This window comes from Halorubrum vacuolatum (assembly GCF_900188065.1).
GTDB lineage: Archaea > Halobacteriota > Halobacteria > Halobacteriales > Haloferacaceae > Halorubrum > Halorubrum vacuolatum.
In genome coordinates this window covers 29,345-47,286 of the sequence record NZ_FZNQ01000014.1, presented here as the reverse complement: position 1 = coordinate 47,286, position 17,942 = coordinate 29,345, and the positions used below count along the sequence as shown (strand labels likewise).

20 protein-coding genes are annotated in these 17,942 nt (G+C 66.3%); 9 read left to right on the top strand and 11 right to left on the bottom strand.

What is annotated here, in order from left to right; all coding sequences use genetic code 11:
- Positions 1 to 28: 28 nt before the first annotated feature.
- The 3 genes from CHB65_RS12295 to CHB65_RS12285 all read right to left on the bottom strand — a co-directional run bounded on the left by CHB65_RS12295 (position 29) and on the right by CHB65_RS12285 (position 2,479).
- Positions 29 to 1,372: an MFS transporter gene (locus tag CHB65_RS12295; RefSeq protein ID WP_089385402.1), complete on the bottom strand. Its 1,344-nt coding sequence runs from the start codon at positions 1,370 to 1,372 to the stop codon at positions 29 to 31.
- A gap of 15 nt (positions 1,373 to 1,387) precedes the next feature.
- A complete protein-coding gene (locus tag CHB65_RS12290) occupies positions 1,388 to 2,155 on the bottom strand; it encodes a TetR/AcrR family transcriptional regulator (protein WP_089385366.1) in 768 nt (255 codons plus the stop codon).
- 129 nt (positions 2,156 to 2,284) lie between these two features.
- Positions 2,285 to 2,479 carry a cold-shock protein gene (locus tag CHB65_RS12285; protein WP_089385365.1) on the bottom strand — a complete coding sequence of 65 codons (195 nt, stop codon included), beginning with the start codon at positions 2,477 to 2,479 and terminating at the stop codon, positions 2,285 to 2,287.
- A gap of 187 nt (positions 2,480 to 2,666) precedes the next feature.
- Here CHB65_RS12285 and sdhC point away from each other — a divergent pair, with 187 nt between their 5' ends.
- The 6 genes from sdhC to CHB65_RS12255 all read left to right on the top strand — a co-directional run bounded on the left by sdhC (position 2,667) and on the right by CHB65_RS12255 (position 7,438).
- A complete protein-coding gene (gene sdhC, locus CHB65_RS12280; protein ID WP_089385364.1) occupies positions 2,667 to 3,092 on the top strand; it encodes a succinate dehydrogenase, cytochrome b556 subunit in 426 nt (141 codons plus the stop codon).
- Position 3,093: 1 nt separating this feature from the next.
- Entirely contained in the window at positions 3,094 to 3,465 is a 372-nt protein-coding gene (locus CHB65_RS12275) for a succinate dehydrogenase (RefSeq protein ID WP_089385363.1), read from the top strand.
- 25 nt (positions 3,466 to 3,490) lie between these two features.
- The gene (locus tag CHB65_RS12270; RefSeq protein WP_089385362.1) at positions 3,491 to 4,387 is read left to right on the top strand and encodes a succinate dehydrogenase/fumarate reductase iron-sulfur subunit; all 897 of its coding nucleotides are present in this window, start codon (positions 3,491 to 3,493) and stop codon (positions 4,385 to 4,387) included.
- A gap of 53 nt (positions 4,388 to 4,440) precedes the next feature.
- Positions 4,441 to 6,270 carry an FAD-binding protein gene (locus tag CHB65_RS12265; protein WP_089385361.1) on the top strand — a complete coding sequence of 610 codons (1,830 nt, stop codon included), beginning with the start codon at positions 4,441 to 4,443 and terminating at the stop codon, positions 6,268 to 6,270.
- Positions 6,271 to 6,530: 260 nt separating this feature from the next.
- Positions 6,531 to 6,758, top strand: coding sequence for a helix-turn-helix domain-containing protein (locus CHB65_RS12260; RefSeq protein WP_089385401.1), 228 nt, complete (start codon positions 6,531 to 6,533; stop codon positions 6,756 to 6,758).
- A gap of 44 nt (positions 6,759 to 6,802) precedes the next feature.
- The gene (locus CHB65_RS12255; RefSeq protein WP_089385360.1) at positions 6,803 to 7,438 is read left to right on the top strand and encodes a uracil-DNA glycosylase; all 636 of its coding nucleotides are present in this window, start codon (positions 6,803 to 6,805) and stop codon (positions 7,436 to 7,438) included.
- Between the two features lie 20 nt (positions 7,439 to 7,458).
- Here the strand turns inward: CHB65_RS12255 and CHB65_RS12250 are convergent, their stop codons facing one another.
- The 6 genes from CHB65_RS12250 to CHB65_RS12225 are packed head-to-tail and all read right to left on the bottom strand — an operon-like array spanning position 7,459 to position 13,273.
- Positions 7,459 to 9,417, bottom strand: coding sequence for a molybdopterin biosynthesis protein (locus CHB65_RS12250; RefSeq protein ID WP_089385359.1), 1,959 nt, complete (start codon positions 9,415 to 9,417; stop codon positions 7,459 to 7,461).
- Entirely contained in the window at positions 9,414 to 10,688 is a 1,275-nt protein-coding gene (locus tag CHB65_RS12245) for a molybdopterin molybdotransferase MoeA (protein WP_089385358.1), read from the bottom strand. The genes CHB65_RS12250 and CHB65_RS12245 overlap by 4 nt, the downstream gene beginning before the upstream one ends.
- 42 nt (positions 10,689 to 10,730) lie before the next feature.
- Positions 10,731 to 11,063, bottom strand: a complete 333-nt coding sequence (locus tag CHB65_RS12240; RefSeq protein WP_089385400.1) for an AzlD domain-containing protein — start codon at positions 11,061 to 11,063, stop codon at positions 10,731 to 10,733.
- A gap of 53 nt (positions 11,064 to 11,116) precedes the next feature.
- Positions 11,117 to 11,791 carry an AzlC family ABC transporter permease gene (locus CHB65_RS12235; RefSeq protein ID WP_089385357.1) on the bottom strand — a complete coding sequence of 225 codons (675 nt, stop codon included), beginning with the start codon at positions 11,789 to 11,791 and terminating at the stop codon, positions 11,117 to 11,119.
- Between the two features lie 55 nt (positions 11,792 to 11,846).
- A complete protein-coding gene (locus CHB65_RS12230; protein WP_089385356.1) occupies positions 11,847 to 12,683 on the bottom strand; it encodes an RNA methyltransferase in 837 nt (278 codons plus the stop codon).
- Positions 12,680 to 13,273 (bottom strand): hypothetical protein, encoded by a 594-nt coding sequence (locus CHB65_RS12225; RefSeq protein ID WP_089385355.1) that lies wholly within the window; start codon positions 13,271 to 13,273, stop codon positions 12,680 to 12,682. The genes CHB65_RS12230 and CHB65_RS12225 overlap by 4 nt, the downstream gene beginning before the upstream one ends.
- A gap of 126 nt (positions 13,274 to 13,399) precedes the next feature.
- Between CHB65_RS12225 and CHB65_RS12220 the strand changes: the two genes are divergently transcribed.
- Together CHB65_RS12220 and CHB65_RS12215 are read left to right on the top strand one after the other, a co-directional pair.
- On the top strand, positions 13,400 to 14,596 hold the full coding sequence (locus CHB65_RS12220) for a dihydropteroate synthase (RefSeq protein WP_089385354.1): 1,197 nt from the start codon (positions 13,400 to 13,402) through the stop codon (positions 14,594 to 14,596).
- Between the two features lie 159 nt (positions 14,597 to 14,755).
- Positions 14,756 to 15,475, top strand: coding sequence for a 6-hydroxymethylpterin diphosphokinase MptE-like protein (locus CHB65_RS12215; RefSeq protein ID WP_089385353.1), 720 nt, complete (start codon positions 14,756 to 14,758; stop codon positions 15,473 to 15,475).
- Between the two features lie 48 nt (positions 15,476 to 15,523).
- On the opposite strand, the gene CHB65_RS12210 is transcribed toward CHB65_RS12215, so the two are convergent.
- The gene (locus CHB65_RS12210; protein ID WP_089385352.1) at positions 15,524 to 16,324 is read right to left on the bottom strand and encodes a class I SAM-dependent methyltransferase; all 801 of its coding nucleotides are present in this window, start codon (positions 16,322 to 16,324) and stop codon (positions 15,524 to 15,526) included.
- Between the two features lie 140 nt (positions 16,325 to 16,464).
- On the opposite strand from CHB65_RS12210, the gene CHB65_RS12205 reads away from it, so the two are divergent.
- Positions 16,465 to 16,809 (top strand): DUF5802 family protein, encoded by a 345-nt coding sequence (locus tag CHB65_RS12205; RefSeq protein WP_089385351.1) that lies wholly within the window; start codon positions 16,465 to 16,467, stop codon positions 16,807 to 16,809.
- A gap of 24 nt (positions 16,810 to 16,833) precedes the next feature.
- Here CHB65_RS12205 and CHB65_RS12200 read toward each other — a convergent pair whose 3' ends face one another.
- A complete protein-coding gene (locus CHB65_RS12200; RefSeq protein ID WP_089385350.1) occupies positions 16,834 to 17,907 on the bottom strand; it encodes an aminopeptidase in 1,074 nt (357 codons plus the stop codon).
- Between the last annotated feature and the right edge of the window lie 35 nt (positions 17,908 to 17,942).

The following is a 17,942-nucleotide window of genomic DNA, read 5'->3' as shown; positions in this document are numbered from 1 at the left end:
GCTCTCTTCCTCCGCCACGAAAAAACGCTCACACCTCCGTAGCGACTCGCCCAGGGAGATACGTCCCTGTTTCTTGGCGAACACCGACGAGTAACACCAGCCCCGCGACCAGCGGGATGATCGCACAGGCCGCATAGATCGGCGCGAAGCCGACCCACTCGATAAGCGGCAGCGAGATCATCGGCCCCAATCCGCCGCCGATATCGCCGAGGACGTTGTTCGTCCCCGACGCTCGACCCATCCGTTCATCAGGGGTGAGGTCAGCTAAAAGCGCCATCATCGGGCCGCTCGTTCCCCCCTGACCCGCACCGATAAAGAGACAGGCCAACGCGAGATCGAGTGTGGACCCGGCCCGCGCGAGGAGGAGGAATCCGGCAAAGGAGACGACAAGGAAGACGAGCAGAATGGGCGTGCGGGAGTCACGGGAGTCGGAGATCCGGCCGCCAGCGAGCATAAATATCGACGCCGAGATCACCGTCCCCGCCATGAACACACCGGAGGTCCCCTGCGCGTCGAGCCCGAGCAACGAGATATCGTTCTCCCCGAGGAACAACACGAGGGTGGCGAACAGCGCGCCGATGTACGCGAACATGAGCCCGAAGTTGACGAGGCCGACGGTGAGCGCCGGGATCGACGTCTCGATGTCCCACGGTTTCACCGACGACTTCTTCGTGTCGCTCGTCACGTGCGTTTCCGGGACGAGTTTATAGGCGACGACGCTCGCGAGCAGCGCGAACGCGGCGGCGGCGACGAACGCCGCGACGTTGCCGGCGATGGAGGAGACGACCCCGCCAAGCACGAGCCCCGCCGGGAACCCGAGCGTGATGCCACCGCGGACGACGCCCATGTTCGTTCCGCGATCGCTGCCGTCGGAGACGTCAGCCGCGATGGTGTAGGCGGTGGCGAACACCGCGGCGGAGCCGAGTCCCCAGAGGATCCGCGCGAGAAGGAACCACGTCTCCGGGGCGACGACGAAGGCGATGGGCGAGAACCACTGGTCCGCCCCGAGCGCAACCGAGCCGATCGCGACGGTCGGCAGCGCCTCCGCGACCCATCGAAGCGACTCCGCCGGCGGCATGAGCAGCGCGACGACGTAGCCGAGCGTCGCGATCCCCTCAATGAGGAGGCCGTAGACGAACGGTTTACGGGTCCCGTACCGGTCGACGAGCGCCCCCGCCGGCGCGTTGGCGACGAGCCGAACCCAGCGGTTCGCCGAGAGGATAACCCCGACCATGAATGCCGAAATCCCCAACACGGCACCGAGGTTCGGGAGGATCGGAAAGACGACGCCGCCGCCGAAGCCGACGAAGAAGGTGCTGGCGATGACGGCGAGCAACACCGTCGGCGGCCGATCGAACCCGAGCGTCGGCAGGCGTCCCACGCCGGTTCACCCGTCGGCGTGGTCGTTCTCGTCCTCGGCTGCAGCCTCGTCTGCACCGCCAGCGCGGTCGTCCTCGGCTGTGGCTTCCTCATCGATCGCACTCTCGCGCGGACCGCCGCCGGTGCGGGCGGGCATCGAGGCGATCGTCTCGTCGATCGTCGGAAGTTCGACCCCCTCGGCGAGCAGCGGTTCGAGGATGCGCGCCACCGTCGCCTCGGCGACCGCCCGGGTGTAGGCGGTCTCGCCGGGCTGGACGCCGGTCATGGTGATCTGTCTGGTACGCGCGCCATCGAGGGTTGCCACGAGCAATGCGGCGGTCCGTTCGACGTCGACCTCGCGAAAGACCCCGGCGGCGATACCGTCGGTAAGGATATCGGCGATCGTCCCGCGGAGGAGCTGGTCGCTTCGCACGAGCTGTTCGTGTATCCGCTCGTTGAACGGCCCCTGCGAGCGGAGCTCCAAGAGTCCGATATGAAACGACTCCCGGTCCGTCTCGTCGCTCTCGAAGACGAACCAACAGACGATCTCCATGAGCTGTGCCGCCGGCGGACGGTCCGCACGCGCCGCCACGCGCCGCTCGAAATCCGAGATCGCCCGTTCGAGGAACGTGACGAGGAGGTCCTCTTTCGTGTCGTAGTGATAGTGGAGCAGCGACTTGCTCTTTGCACACTCATCGGCGACCTTCTGCATCGTGAGCCCACCATAGCCGTGTGCACAGAGCGCCCGATAGACGCCGTCCATGATCTCGTCGGTCGTGCGCCGCTCCTCGCTCATTGACTGACTGGTCAGTCAGCAAGATGTAAAATCCTATCGGTGAGCGTCGGAACTGCCGGATCCACCGGGATGACCGTCGCTCACGACGATAAGCGTTCTAAAAAGCCGATACATCCGTGTCAGTCGACCTTACAGACGGGTGACGTTGGTCGCGCGGGGGCCTTTTTCGGCCTCCTCGATGTCGAACTCGACCTCCTGTCCCTCCTCGAGATCCGGGCCGCCGACGTCTTCCATGTGGAAGAACACGTCCTCGTCCGCGTCGTCAGTGTCGATGAAACCGTAGCCGCCAGTGTCGTTGAAGAAATCAACCTTCCCTTTCGCCATTGCAACTGTACGGGGACGCCAACGACGTATAAGGGTTCCGTCCACGCTCGATAGGGTGTGAGCTGTTCACACGGCGACTGTGGGAGAGAGTGAAACGCTCACCCGATGCATGCACGTCCATCGTCGATCCCACCGAACCCACCGCGTTAGAAACTACTATACGACCCCGCTTCTGAACGACATACGTATGAGTCAGTCGTACAATCGGGGCCTCATCGAGGACTTCGGCAGGTGGCGGGAGTTCTCGGCGGGGATGTGGGCGTGGATATTCCACAAGTTCACCGGCTGGGTGCTGGTGGGATACCTCTTCACGCACATCGCCGTGTTGAGCACCGCGATCCCGGCGGCGGGCCAGGAGGCAGCCGTCCTACAGGCCGGTGACGACATCTACACCCAGACGATCGTCACGCTCGAGGAGCTGCTTCTCGTCCGCATCCTGGAGGTCGGCCTGCTCGCGGTGGCGGTCTTTCACATCCTCAACGGAACCCGGCTCCTCTTGATCGATCTCGGAATCGGGCTGGAATCACAGGACAAGAGCTTCTACGCGTCGCTCATCCTCACGGGGGCGATCACCGTCGCGTCCGTGCCGACGTTCATCGCGGGGGCGTTCTAACATGGCCGAACGCTACTCCTCGTTCCAGCAGGGCGGAACGATGTGGCTCCTCCAACGGATCACGGCAGCGTTCCTCATCGTGGTCCTTGCGTTCCATTTCTTCTTGCTCCACTTCGTCCACCACGCCGACGAGGTCTCGTTCCTCATGAGTTCGGGTCGGATGGAGACGTGGACCTACTACTCGCTCATGATCCTGTTCTTATTGACGGCGACGTTCCACGGCGTGAACGGCGTCTACAACGCCCTCATTAACCAGGGTCTGAGCGGCACGAAGCGGACCGTGATCAAGTGGACGCTGATCCTCGCGAGCATCATCCTCATCGTCCAGGGGTTCCGCACCGCGAACGCGTGGGCGGGGATCCCGCTCTACTGATTATGCTGGCATCACAACACCACCCATGAGCACGCAAGTTCCCGAACAACAGGAGGAACCGACCGAGGCCGCCGCCGAGACCGAGACCCAGATCCCCTCGAAGGGGGACGCGCGGCGTGCGGAGAAGCGACGGCGGGCGGCCGAACGGCGGGCCCAGAAGCAGGCCGAGGAGGCCGAGCGGGCGGCCGCCGACGAGGACACGATCGAGTTGAAGGTCTTCCGGTATGACCCCGAGGTCGAGGGCAAACAGGAACCCCGGTTCGACACGTTCCACGTCCCCTTCACGAAGGGAATGACCGTCCTCGACGCGTTGATGTACGCCCGCGACACCTACGACTCCTCGCTCACCTTCCGGCACTCCTGTCGGCAGGCGATCTGTGGGTCGGACGCGATGTTCGTCAACGGCACCCAGAAGCTCGCGTGTAAGACCCAGATCTCCGAACTACAGGAGCCGATCCGCGTCGAGCCGCTCCCACACGCCGAGGTGACGAAGGACCTCGTCATCGAGATGGAGCACTTCTACGAGCAGATGCACGCGGTCGAACCCTACTTCCAGACGAACGAGCTCCCCGACGGCGAGTTGGAGGAGCAGCGGCAGTCGCGGGAGAACCGCGAGAAGATCAAGATGTCCACGCGCTGTATCTGGTGTAGCGCCTGCATGTCCTCGTGTAACATCGCCGCCGGCGACAACGAGTATCTCGGGCCGGCCGCGATCAACAAAGCCTACCGGTTCGCGATGGACGAACGCGAGGGCGAGGACATCAAACAGAAGCGGTTGGAGATCATCGAACAGGAACACGGCGTCTGGCGCTGTCAGACCCAGTTCTCCTGTACGGAGGTCTGTCCGAAGGACATTCCACTGACCGAGCACATCCAGGAGCTGAAGCGCGAAGCGGTCAAAAACAACCTCAAGTTCTGGTGAGCGTCGCAAACACGTTCAAGAGCATCCAGACCTAATCACTCATCATACAACCCATGTACGAACACGACGTCATCGTGGTCGGCGCCGGAGGGGCGGGCCTTCGGGCGGCGATCGCGGCACAGGAGGCGGGCGCCGACGCGGCGATCGTCTCGAAGTTGCACCCGGTTCGATCACACACCGGCGCTGCCGAGGGCGGGATCAACGCGGCCCTCCGCGAGGCCGACTCCTGGGAGGATCACGCCTACGACACCATGAAGGGCTCCGACTATCTCGGGGACGCCCCCGCCGTCGAGGCGCTCTGTAAGGGCAGCCCCGAGGAGGTCATCACCCTCGAACATTGGGGGATGCCCTTCTCACGCGAGGAGGACGGTCGCGTCTCCCAGCGGCCGTTCGGCGGCCTCTCGTTCCCGCGGACGACCTACGCGGGTGCGGAGACCGGCCACCAGATGCTCCACGCGATGTACGAGCAGGTCGTCAAGCGGGGGATCACGGTCTATGACGAGTGGCACGTGATGGACCTCGCGGTCACCGACGAGGAGGATCCGGAGGATCGAACCTGTTACGGGGTCGTCGCCTACGACATCGCGAGCGGCGAGATCAGCGGCTTCCGCGCGAACGACGGGGTCATCCTCGCGACGGGCGGGATGGGACAGGTCTATGACCACACCACGAACGCGGTCGCGAACACCGGCGACGGTGTGGCGATGGCCTACCGCGCGGGCGTGCCGATGGAGGACATGGAGTTCATCCAGTTCCACCCGACGACGCTTCCCTCCACGGGCGTCCTCATCTCCGAGGGGGTCCGCGGCGAGGGAGGGATCCTGTATAACGCCGAGGGCGAGCGGTTCATGTTCGAACACGGCTACGCGAACAACGCCGGCGAGCTCGCCTCCCGCGACGTCGTCTCCCGCGCGGAGCTGACGGAGGTCAACGAGGGCCGGGGGATCGAGGACGAGTACGTCCACCTCGACATGCGTCACCTCGGCGAGGAGCGCATTCTCGACCGGTTGGAGAACATCCTGCACCTCGCGGAGGACTTCGAGGGTGCCGACGGGCTCACCGAGCCGATGCCCGTCAAGCCCGGCCAGCACTACGGGATGGGCGGCGTCGAGACGAACGAACACGGAGAGACCTGCATCAGCGGCCTCTATGCGGTCGGCGAGTGTGCCTGTGCGTCGGTTCACGGCGCGAATCGACTGGGCGGGAACGCCCTGCCCGAGCTCATCGTCTTCGGCAAGTTGGCGGGCCGCCACGCCGCCGGCGACGATCTCGGCGAGGCGGAGATCCCGACCGGCAAAACCGGCGAGTACGAGATGGCCGACTACGAGTTCGAAACCGAACTCGGCGAATCCGGGGGAACGAGCCCCGCGGCCGCCGACGGTGGTGCGGTCGTTACGGATCCGGAAACCGTCCTCTCGGCCGCGGTCCAGCGGGCGGAAGCGCGTGTCGAGGAGTTGATGGATCGGCGGGGGCGCAACCACGCGGAGATCCGCTCGGCCGTCCAGGAGACGATGACCCAACACGTCAACGTCTTCCGTGAGGAGTCGGGACTCAAACAGGCGTTGGAGGACATCCAGCGTGCCCGCGAGGCGTACAAGGACGTGGCCGTTGCGGATCCCTCCCGGACGTACAACACCGACCTGATCCACACGATGGAGACGCGCAACCTCCTTGACATCGCGGAGGCACTGACGATGGGTGCGCTCGCGCGCAAGGAGTTCCGTGGCGCCCACTGGCGCAAGGAGAACCAGGTTCGCGACGACGAGGAGTGGCTCAAACACACGATGGTCTCGTGGAACGATGGCGAACCGGAGCTGTGGTATAAACCCGTCATCCTCGAAGGCGAGAACAAGACGTACGAGCCGAAGGTCCGGTCCTACTGATCCGGCAGCCCGGCCCTGCTGATCGCTCGCCGTCGGTCCCGGCCGATCCATCATCGTCGATCCGGATCCCTCACGGTCGTGTATCCGTCATGGGTCGAAATCGGGGGGTCGATGGACCGATGATCCCGTCGATCGTGACCGACTCCCGCAGTCAGATCCGACCTGTACCGGCTATTTCGACGCGTACAGGGCCACATGACGGATTTCGACGATCGTTGAATGGGGGGTTTATTATCGTCGAACTACTTGTGATGGACAAGATGCTACGCATGGAGACGGCGCCGGCGACGCGACCGCTGCCGCCGGAGCTGCAATCACCGCGGGCGAAACTCGTTTATCTGTACCTGACGACGAACGGCGAGGCAACCGTCGGCGAGCTGGCCGATGACCTCGGAATGAAAAAGATCGCGCTGTACGGCGTCTTGAAGACCCTTCGTCAGCAGAACCTCGTCGACGCCGAAAAGGAAACGTACACGCCGCTCACCTGACGGGCGGACGAGCGATTTAGGGTCGTTCGCTTCCATTTTAACGCGTGGACGCTCACCAACGCGAGTTCGAGAACCCGTTCGGGATGGACGAAGCATGCGAGAACTGTCCCGAGCTGTGCGGCCCGCGAGAGCGCGTCGTCCACGGCTACGGCGACGTCGGCGCGGAGTTCCTCGTCGTCGGCGAGGCGCCGACCGCCGCCGCCGAGGCGAACGGCGTGCCGTTCACGGGCGCCGGTGGCGGCGAACGGGTACAGGCGATCTTCGGCGAGTTCGGCTTCGTCCGTTCGCCGCCGTCGGCGACGGAGCCGGACGTGCAGAACGTCTTCTTTACGAACCTCACGCGCTGTCGACATCCCGAGCGCGACCCGAGCGATCTGGAGGTAGAGACGTGTGAACCGTTTCTCAACGCGGAGATCCGGATGATCAATCCGCAGATCATCGTGCCGGTCGGCGAGCGGGCGTTACGTGCGCTCGCGATCGAGTACACCACCCGTCGACCAGACTCCTTCGACATCGACGCCGAGCACGCGACGACGATCCGCGGGCGCGGCTTCGAGATCGTCCCCATGGTCGACCCGGCGACGATGACCGACGCACAGGCTGACGCCTTCATCGACCACCTCCAAGAGGAGGTCTTAAGCCGGGACTACCGCCAGACGAAGGGACGGCGGAGTCGGTGATCGCACCGGTGGACGCGGCGCTACGTCGAGTAGCCGGCGAGCCCACGGACGATGTCGTCGATATCCGTGAGCGTCGTCCCCAATTCCTGCACCGCGTCCCGTTCAGCCCGATCGGGCGCGGCGCGGACGACGACGCGCTGCTCGCCGAGCGGGACGAACGCGGCGCCGAGCCTGCTGGCTGTCGCCCGGAGCCCGAGTCCGACGTCGGCATCGCCTGCGAGGACCCGTCGAACGGGACTCTCGAAGGCGCGCACGGTTAACCCGTATCCGTCGATCGTCTCCGTGAGCGACCTGCGGGCGACGTCCCGGTCGCCGGCGAGTTCGTCGAGGGAATCGTCCAAGCTTCGCCGAAGTCCCGAGTCGGTCGGTCGGTTAACGAACCGGAGGTCTCGGTCGATGAGGTCGGCGAGCCCATCCACGTTCGCCGGGTTCCCCGCGGGAACGACGAGGCCCCACTCGCGGGTCCAGCCGCCGAGTTCGACGTGTTCGACCTCGCGGGCGAGCGGTCCGGCGGTAACGGCGACATCGGGCACGCCGTCACGGAGCCGCCGGAAGCCCTCCCGAGAGCCGACTGGCAGGTATCTTGGGTTGTCGAGTCGATCGAGTAGTCGGTTGAGCGCGGGGTCGTCCTCGCCGACGCCGAGCAGCGTCGGCGGGCGGACGTCCGGTGAGAAGAGCTGCACCGTCACCCGCTCGCCCGAATCGAGGTACTCGGTGTCGGGGTCGACGGCGACGATGCCGTCGGCCTCGACGAGGCTCGTCGTCGCGCCCGAGCCCTTATCAACCGGATAGACGAGCGGGGCGGCTTCGGGTTCATCGCTCGGATCGTCCGCGTCGCCGTCGGACGGTTCCGCGGCAGCAAGCACACCGACGGGCATCAGCCGAAGCCGCCCCTCGCCGTACCGCTCACGGAGCGCCATCCGTCCCTCGATCGTCGCGGTCGGCGGCTCGGGACGCCCGGCCGCTCGACGGATCGCGGGCGCGACGAACGTCCGAAAGATCGTGAGCGCCGAGACGGGGTAGCCGGGGAGCCCGACATAGGCTGACTCGCCGCCGTCAGCGCGGTCGAGCCGCCCGATGAGCATCGGCTTGCCGGGTTTGACAGCGACCCCGTGGACGAGCAGATCGCCGCGTTCCTCGATGACACGATAGATCACGTCGACCGCGCTCGCCGAGGTCGACCCGGAGGAACAGACGAGGTCACACTCGTCGGCGGCCCGTCGGAGAAGCCGCTCCATTTCGTCGTAGTCGTCGCCGGCATGCGGGTAGAGGATCGGTTCGCCACCCGCCTCGGCAACCCCTGCGGCGATCGTCGTCGAGTTGACGTCGTAGATCTCCCCGCGTGTGGGATCGAGCGGCTCACCGGGACGGACCAACTCGTCACCCGTCGAGACGATCCCGACGGTCGGTTTCCCGCGGACTGGAACCCGATCCACGCCGAGTGCAGAGAGGAGCCCGATCTCGCGGGCGGTCAATCGCGTACCGGGACCGAGCGCCCGAGCGCCGGCGGCCACATCCGCACCGGCGGTCATGACGTGATCGCCGGGCGCGACGGCGGTTCGGATCGCGATCGTGGTCGTGTCAGTGGTTCCGTCACCAACCTCGTCCGTGCGCTCGACCATCACGACCGCGTCCGCACCGTCGGGCATCACGGCGCCGGTCGAGATCTCGGCACAGGTGCCGTGCTCGACGGTCACCGTCGGCGTCTCGCCCGCGTGGACGGCCCCGATCCGATCCAGTTCGACGGGGTCCGCCTCGTCGGCTCCGAAGGTGTCGCGGGCGCGGACCGCATAGCCGTCCATCGACGCCCGGTCGAACCCCGGGACGTCGATGTCGGCGTCGACCCGCTCGGCGAGGGTGCGGCCACGCGCGTCCGAAAGCGGGACTGACTCCGGTTCCGGCGCGAGATCGAGCGACGCGATCGCCTCGTGGGCGGTTTCAGGCGACACGAGGTCGTGAAACTCCCGTCGGTCGCTCATACGTTCACCTCCCACAGCTCCACGTCGACGAGTTCACCGGCGTCGAGTCCCTCCCGCGGCTCGGGCACGACGACCCACCCCGTCGCGAGCGCGACGCTCGACAGGACGCCGGAGCCGCTCGCACGGGTCGGCGTGGCGGTGGGGAGGGTGTCGCCGACCTCGTCGTCCGCGTTGTCGGCGTCCGTGCGGTCATCACCGTCGCCATCGGCGTGCAGGCGAACCCGCGCGAACGTCCGGGTACCGGGTTCGCTCGGGATCTTCCGGTCCAGCCGCGCGCGTCGCGTCGGAAACGGCTCGGCGTCGGTTCCGCCCGTCCGTTTCTGCACCGGGCGGAGAAACTGCACCGCGTTGACGATGCAGGCGACCGGATATCCCGGCAGGCAGATGACGGGCGTTCCCTCGACGACGCCGAGACAGACCGGGTGGCCGGGCTTGAGCGCGACGCCGTGGACGAGCACCTCGCCGAGGTCGTCGACGACCTCCGGGATCAGGTCGCGTTCGCCGACGGAGGAGCCGCCGGTCGTGACGATGACGTCGGCGTCGAGATCACGCTCGATCGCCGCCGCGAGCGACGACTCGTCGTCGGTGACGATCGACCGATAGCGCGACACACCGCCCCAACGTTCGACCAGCCGGGAGACGGTGAGCCCGTTCGTCTCGATCACTTGTCCCGGTTCGGGGTCCGACTGGACCAGCTCCTCGCCGGTCGGGATCACGGCCACCTCGGGTCGCTCGTGGACGGTCACCGACTCGATCCCGACCGATTTGCACAACCCGAGATCCGAGGGACGAAGGACCTCCCCGGGCTCGTAGAGCCGTTTTCCCTCGGGGACGTCCTCGCCGGCCTCCCCGACGTTCTCGCCGGCGGCGACCGCGTCGAACGTCTCCACCTCGTCGCCGACCTCCTCGACGTGTTCGATCATGACGACCGCGTCGGCGCCCGCCGGTAGGTCGCTCCCGGTGTGGACGCGGGCGGCCTCGCCCGGACCGACCGGCCCGTCCCGCTCGGTCGCCCGCAGGACAGCTGGCGAACGGTCGGAGGCCCCGAAGGTGTCCGCCGCGCGGACGGCGTAGCCGTCCATCGCGGCTCGGTCATAGCTCGGCACGGGAACGGGCGAATCGATCGGCTCCGCGAGGACGCGACCGTCGGCATCCGCGAGCGGAACCGTCTCCGTCCGCTCGTGTGACGACACGGCCGCAAGGAGCGTCGAGCGTGCCTCGGCGACGCGTGTCCGGCGTTTAAATCCAGCTTGGCGTCTGTCGTTGCTCATGAACCCTGTTTCGGTTCCGGGAGCAAAAACCCCGCTCTCGGCTCACGCGAAAACGATGAACCGGACGACCCAGAGCGTGAGCATCCCCACACCGATGGTCGCGAAGACGTTCTCCGTCCGCCAGGCCACCACGCCGGCGACGGCGCCGGCGATCAGTCGTTCATCGAGCAGCGTCGCCGTCACGGTCGGCCGAAGGGTGACGAGGTCGGGGACGACGAGCGCCGCGAGCACCGCCGCCGGGACGTATCGAAGTACCCGTTTTACCGTGGGCGGCACCTCGTCGATCCGTCCGAAGAGGTGGATGAACGAGTAGCGGAAGCCGTACGTTGCGACCCCGATGAGAACGATCGCGAGCCAGATCCGCCGGTCGCTCATCGCGGTCGTTCCGGTCGCGATCACCGCCGCATCCGCCATCGGGGACGCCACGATCACGTCACCCCCTCCACGATCAGGCCGGCGACGATCCCCGCGGTCGCGCCGACGAGCAATCCGAGGTTAAACGGGACGCCGACGGCCAGCAGCGCGGCGACGCCGCCGACCGCGCCGGCAACCGTCGTCGGGCGATCTTTCATCGCCGGGACGAGCAGCGCGAGAAAAACGAGTGGGACCGCAAAGGTGAGCCCCCACTCCTCCGGGACGCCAGCACCGAGAACGAAGCCGATAACGGTCGAGATTTGCCAGACGATCCAGAGTGGCGTCGCAACGCCGAGATAGTACCGAAAGCGACTGCGCTCCGTCTCGGCGGTGGTGAACTCAGCGATCGAGAGCGCGTACGCCTGATCGGTGAGGACATAGGCGAGTCCCGCTCTCAACCGCTCGCCGTAGTCAGCGAAATATGGCGCGATGGACGCCGAGTACATCACCACGCGGAGGTTGATCACGACCGCGGTTGCAACGACGACCGCGAAGGGGGCGTTCGCGCCGATAAGTTCGAGTGCTGCGAGTTGGGAGGCCCCCGCGAAGACGATGATGGACATCCCGACCGCCTGCGCGAAGTCGAGGCCGGCCTCGACGGAGGCGATCCCGGCGACGAGCCCGAACGGCGCGATCCCCAAAAGCAACGGCGAGACGTCTCGCACACCGGCCCGAATGTCCGCATGCATACGTTCGGTTGGGCGAACCGGGAGATGAAGTCGGTGTCGAAACGGGGGCGAACCGCTAGTCTCTCGAGTAGAGCGGCTCGTCGTACTTCGCCGCGAGGAAGTCGGCGTGTTCGAGTTTGGCGTTCGCCTTCCGGAAGGTCCCTAAAAGCGAGTGGATCTCCCGATCCGTCGGATGGGCACGGCCGAGCAGCCGGCGCATCAACAGCGCGTTCCGTTCGCGACGATGTGACCGCTCCCCCGTCGCCGCGAGGAACGCCTCGAAGAACTCGTGAAACTGCTCGATATCGGCCTCCTCCGCACGAGTGACCGACACGTCGGGCAGTTGGGTCTCGGACACGGTCAGCTCACGGAGCTCATAGAGCAACACGGTCGCCGCCTGCCCGAGGTTTAAGACGGGATAGTCGTCCGCGGCGGGGATCGAACAGACCTCGTCGATCCGGGAGAGCTCGTCGTTGTTGAGCCCGCGTCCCTCGCGGCCGAAGACGAGCGCCGTCGGCGCGGCGACCGTCCGCAACGACTCGCGAAGCTCGACGGGCGTTTTAAACGGAAAGCGCTCATGGCGGCGGTCGTCCTCGCCGGTGATCGCCGTCGTCCCCACGGTGTAGTAGTTCTCGACGACCTCCTCGAAGGTGACCTCCTCGGCGTTGGGGAGGACGTCCTCGCGGGCGTGGCCGGCGAAGCCGTACGCCTCGCCGTCGGGGTCCAGATCGGGGGGGTTCACCAACTTGAGCTCCGAGAGCCCGAAGTTCTTCATCGCCCGGGCGATCGTGCCGATGTTCCCCGGCGTCTCCGGCTCGACCACGACGACGACCGGCTTCGGGGTGGAAGGGGCTGGGCGGTCGGTGTGGTCGACCGATCCGGCCTCGCCACCCTCATCCACGTCGTCGGTCATCGATCGGACGGATACTCCGTCGAGAGGTCGAGGTCGGCGAGGTCCTCCTCGGTGAGCCGTTCGTCCTCGTCCGGTTCGTCCTGTCCGGCGAGCTTCCGGATATCGATCCGCTCGCGTTCGAAGCCGGTCTCCTCGGCCAGCCGCTCCTGGATCTCGCGCTCATCCGGCGGGTCCGGAAGCGCGTCGGGGTCCTCATCGACGTGTTCGACCGAGCCGTACCCCTCGGGAGCTTCGTTGCCTGCGGCGACCCATGCATGGAACCGATCGGCGAGCGTCCGCGTTCCTTTATATTCACTCCCACCGTCCTCATGGAACCAGTAAATAAACGACGGCTCGTGGGCGGGGCACAACAGCACCTCGCCGCGGGGCTCGCCGTAGACGATCCGTGCCTGATTACAGCGGTGGATCTCCGCCTCGCCGAAATCGAGATAACAGACGTCACACGGCTCCTCGACGAGCCGGGTCAGACGGACGAGCCGCTCACGAGGGTCCTCGGGGATCTCATCGAGCGGCTTCAGCTCGCCCTCCTCGGTGAAGATCTCCTCCTCGTCGAACCGCCAGCCGCGGAGTCCGACGCTCACTTTCGCCATACCCGAGGATCCGCCGGGCGCGAATAAAAGGGCGTCCCTCCCGATCGGCGGGTTTTTCAGGCAGAAGCCAACCCGTTCGACCGCCGCTTTCGAGGGTGCTATACGCCTTCCACCCGTGATACGGATATGCGAAACGTGGACGCCGCAGGCCTCGGGATCGGCGACGACTACCCACCACGGATCATGGGCGTGTTGAACGTCTCCGAGGAGTCGCCGTACGACCCGAGCGTCTACGACGAGCCCGACGAGGCGGCCGCCTACGTCGACGAGGAGCTGATCGGCGAGGGGGCCGATATCGTCGACGTCGGCCTCGAATCGGCGAACAAGGAGCTCGACGTGCTCAGCGCCGACGAGGAACTGGAACGACTTGACGTCGCGATCGAGACGATGGAATCCGTCTCCGGCGACGCCGTCTGGTCCATCGAGACCCGCTATCACGAGGTCGCCGACGAGGCGCTCGCCCGCGGGTTCGACATGGTCAACGACGTCTGCGGCTTCGCCGATCCCGAGATGGCCCGCGTCTGTGACGCACACGACGTCGCCGTCGCCAAGATGGCCTCCCCGCCCGATCTCGAACGACCCGGTGCGGTCGACGGCGTCGACGCGGTCTACGAGGCGCTCTCGAACGGCGGGTTCACCGACAAGACGATCCTCGACCCGGCGTTCGGGCGCTGGTCGGAGACGGCGACGCTCGAGGACGACCGCGACACCTTCAGACGGCTCCGGGAGTTCCGTGGCTACGGGCGGCCGATCCTCGTCTCGATCAACCGCAAGACGTTCCTCCGCACGCTCGCTGGACGCGACACCGACGAGGCCTTACCCGTCTCGCTGGCGGCGACATCGATGGCCGTCGAGCGCGGCGCACACGTGATCCGCACCCACGACGTGGCGGAGACCCGCGATGCGGCGATCATCGGGGCGGAGTTCGCCCGTGACCGTTTCAAACGCCCCGGCGAGCCGTCGGTCGAGGCGCTTGACGTGACGACGACCCGGGAGGCGGCACGCCATTTCGACCGTCTCGGGGCCGACCCGGCCGAGGTCGACCACGCCGTCGTCGGCGTCTACGAGCTCGCTGGCTTGAGCGCGGAGGAAGCAGGCGCATTACGTGCAGCGATGACCGAAGGCGGCGCACAGTTCGTCCCGGCCGCCGGGGTCGGAGGGCCGCCCGAGGGGAGCGGTGAGGCCGCCTCCGAGGGCAATACGGGTCGCCGTGGACTCCTCATCGGGACGCCGGCAGCGATCGAAACGTCGAAATCCGTTGCTTTGGACGTTTCAACGCCCCTCGGAGACGTTTTGGACGACGTCGGGGACGCCCTCAAGTAAGAGAAAGTTTATGCCACAGTGTGGACAATCATTCGACTGGACGCTGGAGGGGCACGCGGGTAGGGGTACTCTGTGCCACTCCGGCCCATACAATATTTTCGCCCGGGAGCGGCAGCACTCACGAGCGCGTCGCCCGGGGAGGCTGACGGTGACCGGCAGATGAACTTCGAGGAGTTCGAACCGGTCTATGAGACGATCATCGCCGACTTCGGCTTCGGGCGGGCGGCCGACGAACGCGCTCGCGACGTCGCCGTCGAGTTCGCGACCCCGTTCGTCCTCGACCGGTTCGCCGACTGGCAAGGGGTGACGGTGGCGATCACGGGCGCCGCGCCCACCCTTCCCGACGAGTTGGGGCTCGCCCGTTCAGCGGACGTCGTCGTCGCCGCCTCGACGGCCGCGGACGTGCTGATCGATGCCGGGGTCGACGTGGACTGCATGGTCACCGACCTGGATAAGAACCCGGAGACGGGTGCCGAACTGACCGCACAGGGCGTGCCGGTGGTCGCCCATGCGCATGGCGACAACATCCCGACGGTTCGGGAATGGCTCCCCGAATACGACGCGACGTCGACCCTCGTAACGACGCAGGTCGCCCCGCGTGGCCCCGTACGCAACTTCGGAGGGTTCACCGACGGCGACCGTGCGGCCTTCCTCGCCGACCACGTCGGTGCCGAACGGCTCGTCTTTCCCGGCTGGTCGTTCGACGATCCGACGGTTGACGCGATGAAGGTCAAAAAGCTGCGGTGGGCCGCGCGGCTGCTCCGGTGGCTCGAACGTCGGCGTGGGGACCGCTTCGACGTGCTCGACGGGCGACGCGACGGCCTCGACGATGGCTCCGAGGTCGCCGTCGGTCGATGGGGGGCCGGATCCTCACGGTGATCCCTCCGTCCTTCACGTCTCGGCCCCCGTTGACTCCGGCCTGATCGATCACTCCGATCTTACCGCGAGGAACCTGAGACGCCGATAGTCTGCCGTCCACATCCGATCCTCCTCGTCGAACCGTTCCTCACGGAGCCGATCGGCGACGGCGTCCATGATGGCCTCCCGCTGCTCCGCCGGTGCGGGCGAGAGTAATCCGTCACCGAAGGCTGCGAGCCAGTTGACGAGGCCGTCCGGACCGCCGTCGAGGGGGGTTGGACGGTCGAAAAGCGTCGCGTGCCGCACCTCGAATCCCGCCGATTCGAGCCGACTCGCGTGTTCGCCGATCGTCGGAAAGTACCACGGGTTTTCCCCGTCGTAGCCGCGCGCGGCGAGTTCGGCCCGTGTCGCCTCAACGATGGCAGCCACGTTGCCGGCGCCCCCGAACTCGGCGACGAACCGTCCGCCCGGTCGGAGCACGGCGGCGATCGCCGACAGCGCGCGGTCCTGTTCGCGGATCCAGTGTAACGCCGCGTTCGAGAAGACGGCGTCAAACGGCTCTGCGAGCACCGTCTCCGTGGCGCGATCGAGTTCGCGTGCGTCGACTTGTCGAAACGACAGGTCGGGATACTCCCGGCGGGCCGCCGCGATCATGTCCGCTGCCGCGTCGACCCCGACCACCGCCGCACCGGCATCCGCGATCTCCGCGGTGAGGTGGCCGGTTCCACAGCCGACATCGAGGATTCGCTCCCCGGGGGCCGGATCCAAAAGCGGGAGAAGATCGCCACCGTACTCGGTGACGAACGACACGTCCGTATCGTACGCCGCGGCATCCCACCGGTTTCGGTCCTCGTCCGCGGGTTGGGTCATGGAGGCGGAACGGCCGTCCTGTTATTAAATACTCACCCGATGTCGCTCCCGGGTAGTCGCGCAGCGGCGGATTTGCACGCCGATATAAACGTTCCCGGCAACGCTTATCCCTCTCTATGTCAGAGCATGACACGCACAGAATGTTCGAACGCTTCTCAAGCGGCTACTACCTGGGGGAACTGTACGTGGAACCCCACGACGGCGACCGGGCCGTCATTCAGCGGGCCGACCACGAACACGTCAACGAACAGCTCTACGCGGACGGCGAGGGGGTCGAACGGCTCGACGCCCCGCTCGTGATGAAACTCGGGCAGGGACACATCCCGGTATCCGGCGACGACGGCGTGCCGAGCGGCACGCTCGCGATCCCTCGATCCCTCGCAAGCGATGATCTGCCCGGAAAAAAGAACGTCCTGCTCGCGGACGCCGACCGTGCGGAGCGGATCCTCAGGTGGGAGGGCTGGCGGCCGTTTGTAAACGCCTGAATCGCGCACCGGCCCGTTGGTCCCTCACTCCTCGAAGACGAACGTCCCGTCGCGCTGGACGACTTCCCCATCGACCTCGATGACGGAGTCCTCGCTCATGTCGACGATCATGTCCACGTGCTCCCCGGACTCGTTCAACTCGTTCCCCTCGCCGACGGTCTCCGGGTAGGCGGACCCGACGGCCATGTGAACGGTGTCGCCCATCTTCTCATCGAAGAGCATGTTATACGTGAACCGGTCGATCTGTCGGTTCATGCCGATCCCGAGTTCGCCGAGATACCGCGACCCCTCGTCGGTGTCGAGGATCCCCGTCAACAGCTCCTCGTTGCGCTCGGCGGCGTGTGAGACGACCCTTCCTTCCTCAAATCGGAGACGGACACCGTCGATCTCACGGCCGTATCGATATAACGGAAGGTCGAAGTGGACCTCCCCCTCGACGCTGTCGCGGACCGGGGCGGTAAACACCTCGCCACCGGGGAGGTTCGCCTCGCCGTAGTCGTTGAGCGCCTCGTTACCCGACAGCCGCATCCGCAGGTCTGTCCCTTCCCCTGAGCGGATCCGGACCTCGTCAGCCTCGTTGAGGATCTCGACCATTTCCGCCTGCAGTTCGCGCTGGGCGTCCCAATCGAGCGAGACGGCGTCCCAGACGAAGTTCTCGTACGCCTCGGTGCTCATCCCGGCCAGTTGGGCGTGGCTCGCGGTCGGAAACTGGGTGAGACACCAGGTCTTCGAGAGCCGCTCGCGTTTCACCTCCTCCATCGCGCGGTTGTACGCGGCGTTCGTCCCGGGGTCGACGTCGGCGTCCTCGGTCACGTTCTCGCCGCCGCGGGCGATGATGAAGACGTCCGTCTCCGCGTACAGCGCGTGACGGTGACCGGGCTCCTCGAACGCGTCGGCGGCCCGTTTATATGCTCGCTGGGCGCGAGCGGAGTAGTTGAGGTAGATGGGGTTCGCCCCGCGATCCCCACAGATCTCGTGTAACGCGACCGCGAGTTCCTCCGCTTCCTTCGGCAGCTGGATGACGACGTTGTCGCCGGCTTCGATCCCCGTGGAGTGGTCCGCGATTATCTCCGCGTGTTCCCTGATTCGCGCGTCCATACCCGATCCTCACGGCCCGCTGGATTACGGCTTTC

Excerpts from the sequence above, each read along its gene's own strand:
- CHB65_RS12290 (WP_089385366.1), bottom strand. The coding sequence starts at position 2,155 with ATGAGCGAGGAGCGGCGCACGACCGACGAGATCATGGACGGCGTCTAT.
- CHB65_RS12270 (WP_089385362.1), top strand. The coding sequence starts at position 3,491 with ATGAGCACGCAAGTTCCCGAACAACAGGAGGAACCGACCGAGGCCGCC.
- CHB65_RS12250 (WP_089385359.1), bottom strand. The coding sequence starts at position 9,417 with ATGAGCGACCGACGGGAGTTTCACGACCTCGTGTCGCCTGAAACCGCC.
- CHB65_RS12225 (WP_089385355.1), bottom strand. The coding sequence starts at position 13,273 with ATGGCGAAAGTGAGCGTCGGACTCCGCGGCTGGCGGTTCGACGAGGAG.
- CHB65_RS12260 (WP_089385401.1), top strand. The coding sequence starts at position 6,531 with ATGCTACGCATGGAGACGGCGCCGGCGACGCGACCGCTGCCGCCGGAG.
- CHB65_RS12285 (WP_089385365.1), bottom strand. The coding sequence starts at position 2,479 with ATGGCGAAAGGGAAGGTTGATTTCTTCAACGACACTGGCGGCTACGGT.
- CHB65_RS12275 (WP_089385363.1), top strand. The coding sequence starts at position 3,094 with ATGGCCGAACGCTACTCCTCGTTCCAGCAGGGCGGAACGATGTGGCTC.
- CHB65_RS12210 (WP_089385352.1), bottom strand. The coding sequence starts at position 16,324 with ATGACCCAACCCGCGGACGAGGACCGAAACCGGTGGGATGCCGCGGCG.
- CHB65_RS12265 (WP_089385361.1), top strand. The coding sequence starts at position 4,441 with ATGTACGAACACGACGTCATCGTGGTCGGCGCCGGAGGGGCGGGCCTT.
- sdhC (WP_089385364.1), top strand. The coding sequence starts at position 2,667 with ATGAGTCAGTCGTACAATCGGGGCCTCATCGAGGACTTCGGCAGGTGG.
- CHB65_RS12215 (WP_089385353.1), top strand. The coding sequence starts at position 14,756 with ATGAACTTCGAGGAGTTCGAACCGGTCTATGAGACGATCATCGCCGAC.
- CHB65_RS12220 (WP_089385354.1), top strand. The coding sequence starts at position 13,400 with ATGCGAAACGTGGACGCCGCAGGCCTCGGGATCGGCGACGACTACCCA.
- CHB65_RS12240 (WP_089385400.1), bottom strand. The coding sequence starts at position 11,063 with ATGAGCGACCGGCGGATCTGGCTCGCGATCGTTCTCATCGGGGTCGCA.
- CHB65_RS12200 (WP_089385350.1), bottom strand. The coding sequence starts at position 17,907 with ATGGACGCGCGAATCAGGGAACACGCGGAGATAATCGCGGACCACTCC.
- CHB65_RS12230 (WP_089385356.1), bottom strand. The coding sequence starts at position 12,683 with ATGACCGACGACGTGGATGAGGGTGGCGAGGCCGGATCGGTCGACCAC.
- CHB65_RS12205 (WP_089385351.1), top strand. The coding sequence starts at position 16,465 with ATGTTCGAACGCTTCTCAAGCGGCTACTACCTGGGGGAACTGTACGTG.
- CHB65_RS12235 (WP_089385357.1), bottom strand. The coding sequence starts at position 11,791 with ATGCATGCGGACATTCGGGCCGGTGTGCGAGACGTCTCGCCGTTGCTT.
- CHB65_RS12245 (WP_089385358.1), bottom strand. The coding sequence starts at position 10,688 with ATGAGCAACGACAGACGCCAAGCTGGATTTAAACGCCGGACACGCGTC.